The following is a 3,811-nucleotide window of genomic DNA, read 5'->3' on the forward strand; positions in this document are numbered from 1 at the left end:
TACACCCACACCACCCCGCCTACACCATCTACACCTCAGGCTCCACCGGAAACCCCAAAGCCGTCACCATCACCCACCACAACATCACCAACCTGTTCGCCGCCGCGGCGCCCACGTTCGGCTTCGGCCCAGCTGACGCCTGGTCGTTCTTTCACTCCTACGCGTTCGACTTCTCGGTGTGGGAGATCTGGGGTGCGTTGCTCCACGGCGGGCGCCTGGTGGTCGTGCCACGTGCGACGAGCCGGTCTCCCGAGGACTTCGCGAGGATGCTGGCCGAGACCGGCGTGACGATCCTGAGTCAGACGCCGTCGGCCTTCTACCAACTCGCCTTGGCGCAGGAGCGACACCCCGAGCTGGCGCGTGGTTCCCGTGTGCGGATGGTGGTTTTCGGTGGCGAGGAACTTGAACCACGGCGGCTCGCGAACTGGCGTTCGCTGCGGGGAGCCGACACACCGGCACTGGTCAACATGTACGGCATCACCGAGACAACGGTGCATGTGACGCAGCAGTGGCTCACCGAGCTCGACGAGCCGGGCCCGGGCAGCCCGATCGGCGGCGGGTTGCCGGGCGTGCGTACGTTTCTGCTCGACAAACGACTCCGGCCGGTGCCGGTGGGCGTGACCGGCGAGGTGTACGTCGCCGGTCACGGCCTGGCCCGCGGATACCTGAACCGGCCGGCGCTGACCGCCCAGCGGTTCGTCGCCTGCCCGTTCGGGCCACCCGGCGAACGCATGTACCGCACCGGAGATCTGGCCGCGTGGAACGGCCCCGGTCGACTGGGTTACCTGGGACGTGCGGATCGGCAGGTGAAGATTCGAGGCTTCCGGATCGAACTCGGCGAGGTCGAGGCCGCTCTCGTCGCGGATCCCGATGTGGCTGAGGCCGCCGTGGTCGTTCGGGAGAGCGCTCCGGGCGACCGCCGCCTGGTCGGCTACATCGTGGCGAACCGGCAGGCCACGGATCCGGAGCGGCTCCGGGATCGGCTTCGGGCGACACTGCCGGAACACCTCGTTCCGGCCGCGATCATGGTGCTGCACGCGCTTCCCCTGACGGCGAACGGCAAGCTGGACCGCGACGCACTTCCGGCCCCACGGTACGAGATCCGGGACGCCGGGGAAGCATCCGGATCCGCCCAGGAGGAGATCGTCCGGGTCCTGATGGCCGACGTACTCGGTGTGCCTGCGATCGGTGCGCATGACGACTTCTTCGGGGCTGGTGGTCACTCGTTGCTGGTGACGCGACTGGTAAGTCGGATTCGTGCGTCGCTCGGCATCGACCTGTCGGTTCGTGACGTGTTCGACGCGCCGACGGCCGCCGCTCTGGTCCGACGCCTGACCGCATCGAGAGTTGGTCGTCCGCCGCTGATGGCGCGGCAGCGGCCCAACCGGGTGCCGTTGTCGCCTGGCCAGTTGGGCCTGTGGTTCGTCGCCCAGATGGAGGCCTCCAGCCGCAGTTTCAACGTGCCATGGACTGTCCGGCTGTCCGGCCCGCTGAATCTGTCGGTGCTCTCGACCGCCGTCCGCGACGTGGTCATTCGGCACGAGGCCCTCAGGACTGTCGTGGCCGGGCCGGACGAGGCGCCCTACCAGCTGGTGCTGGACGAAGACCGGTTCGATGTGCCGTTTGTGGTGATCGATGCGGCGGAGTCTGAGGTCGATCGGCTCCTGGCTCGGGAGGCCGCGTACGACTTCGACTTGGCCAGGGAGCTCCCAATCCGGGTCGTGGTGATGCGGGCGACGGCCGACCTGCATGTGTTGCTGGTTCTCCTGCACCACATCGCGGCGGATGCCGGGTCCCTGCCGGTGCTGATGCGGGACCTGGGCACGGCGTACCAGGCCCGCCGCGACGGTCGCGCGGCGGACTGGCAGCCGCTGGCCGTACAGTACGCCGACTATTCCCTGTGGCAGGCGGAGCTGTTGGGTCCGGACACGGATCCGACGAGCCGCCACTCCACCCAGCTCGCCTACTGGCGGAAGGCGTTGGCGGGGCTGCCCGCACGGCTGGAACTCCCGGTGGACGCGCCGTATCCGAGCGTCGCGCTCACCGCCGGCCAAACACTGCGGCTGGATCTCGACGCCGCCCTGCACGACCGACTGTTGCAGCTGACGAAAGCCACCGGCAGCACGGTGTTCATGGTCCTGCACGCGGCCGTCGTGGCGCTGTTGTCACAGTTGGGCGGGGGTCCCGACATCGCCATCGGGACGGTGGTGACCGGTCGCGTGGACGAGGCGCTGAGAGACTCCGTCGGATATTTCGTCAATTCGATCGTCCTGCGCACGAACGTCGCCGACGCCTCGACCCTCGGCGACCTCCTGGGCCTCGTACGCGATGCCGACCTCGCGGCGTTCGCCCACGCGGACCTACCCTTCGACCGGCTCGTCGAAGCGGTCGCCCCGCCCCGCTCGCCCGCACACCACCCGCTTTTCCAGGTGATGCTGAGCTTCGACACGGTCGACCCGGACGTGTACACCAGTCTGGGTGGTCTACCGGCGGAACCGGTCCATGTGCCGCTCGACGTCGCGCGGCTGGATCTGGCCTTCAGCTTCGTGGAAAATCGTCGCCGCGACGGATCGCCGGCGGGTGTGGATGGACTGCTCACGTTTCGGTCGGACCTGTTCCGGCGGGATACCGTGGCGGCGGCGGCCGGACTCTTCCGGCGTCTGGTGGACCGGTTGCTTACCGAGCCCGGGACGCGGCTCAGCCAGGTGGACCTGCTGTCACGCGACGATCGCGAGACGCTGCTGACGCGGTGGAACGGCGCGAGAGTCGAGGTGTCCCCAGTCTCGGCGGTGGAGCTCTTCGAGGCCGTCGTGGCGCGGTCGCCCGACGCCGACGCGCTCATCGGCGATGATTTCGTCTTCTCGTACCGGTGGTTGGACGACCGGTCGAACAGGCTGGCTCGGCGGCTCGTCGAGTACGGCATCGGCCCGGAGCGGGTGGTGGGGCTGGCTCTGCCCGCCGGCACCGACCTCGTGGTGGCGGTGCTGGCGGTGCTCAAGGCCGGCGGCGCGTACCTGCCGATCGACCCTGGCTACCCCACCGACCGTATCGCCTACCTGATCGCGGACGCGAAGCCGGTTCTGGTGCTGACCGACCGCGCCACGGTGGGACGGCTGGCAGACACCGTCGTATCGGTCCTCTCCGTCGACGAGATGATCCCTGATCTGCCGGCGGAGACGTCAGGCGTGCCAGCGGAGACGAACCAGCTGCCGCATCCGGACCGGCGTGGCGCGGCGTACGTGATCTACACGTCCGGGTCCACCGGCCGGCCGAAGGGTGTGGTGGTAACCCACGAGGCGTTGGTCAATCTTGCGGTGGGCCAGATCCACCGGCTCGGACTCGACGCGGACAGCAGGGTTCTGCAGTTCGTGTCGCCGAGCTTCGACGTGGCCGTATGGGAATGGAGTGGTGCCCTGCTGTCCGGCGGCGCGCTCGTGCTCGCCGGAAAGGATCGGCACACTGCCGGGCCGGAGTTCGCCGAGGTCGCCTGGAGCAAGGGCATCACCCACGTGACGCTGCCGGCATCCGTCCTTACCGTGCTCTCGCCGGAGGCGCTACCACCGGGAGCGACGGTGGTCACGGGCGGTGAGCCCTGCCCGTCCGACGTCCTGGACCGCTGGGCGGACCGTCACCGGCTACTGAACGGCTACGGGCCGACGGAGTCGACGGTGTGTGTGACGGTGGCTGAGGTTGGTGTGGGTGGGGTGGGTTCGGTTATTGGTCGTCCGGTGTGGAATACGCGGGTTTTTGTGTTGGATGGTTTTTTGCGTCCGGTGCCGGTTGGTGTGCGTGGTGAGTTGTATGTGGCGGG

The 3,811-nt window shown here is 68.5% G+C and carries 1 protein-coding gene; it reads left to right on the forward strand.

Going from position 1 to position 3,811, the window contains the following annotated elements:
• Window positions 1–3,811 (forward strand): amino acid adenylation domain-containing protein (locus AB0C20_RS35580; protein ID WP_357569659.1); only part of this gene is annotated, 3,811 nt, incomplete at both ends.

Source organism: Micromonospora sp. NPDC048843 (genome assembly GCF_040649965.1).
GTDB classification, from domain to species: domain Bacteria; phylum Actinomycetota; class Actinomycetes; order Mycobacteriales; family Micromonosporaceae; genus Micromonospora; species Micromonospora hortensis.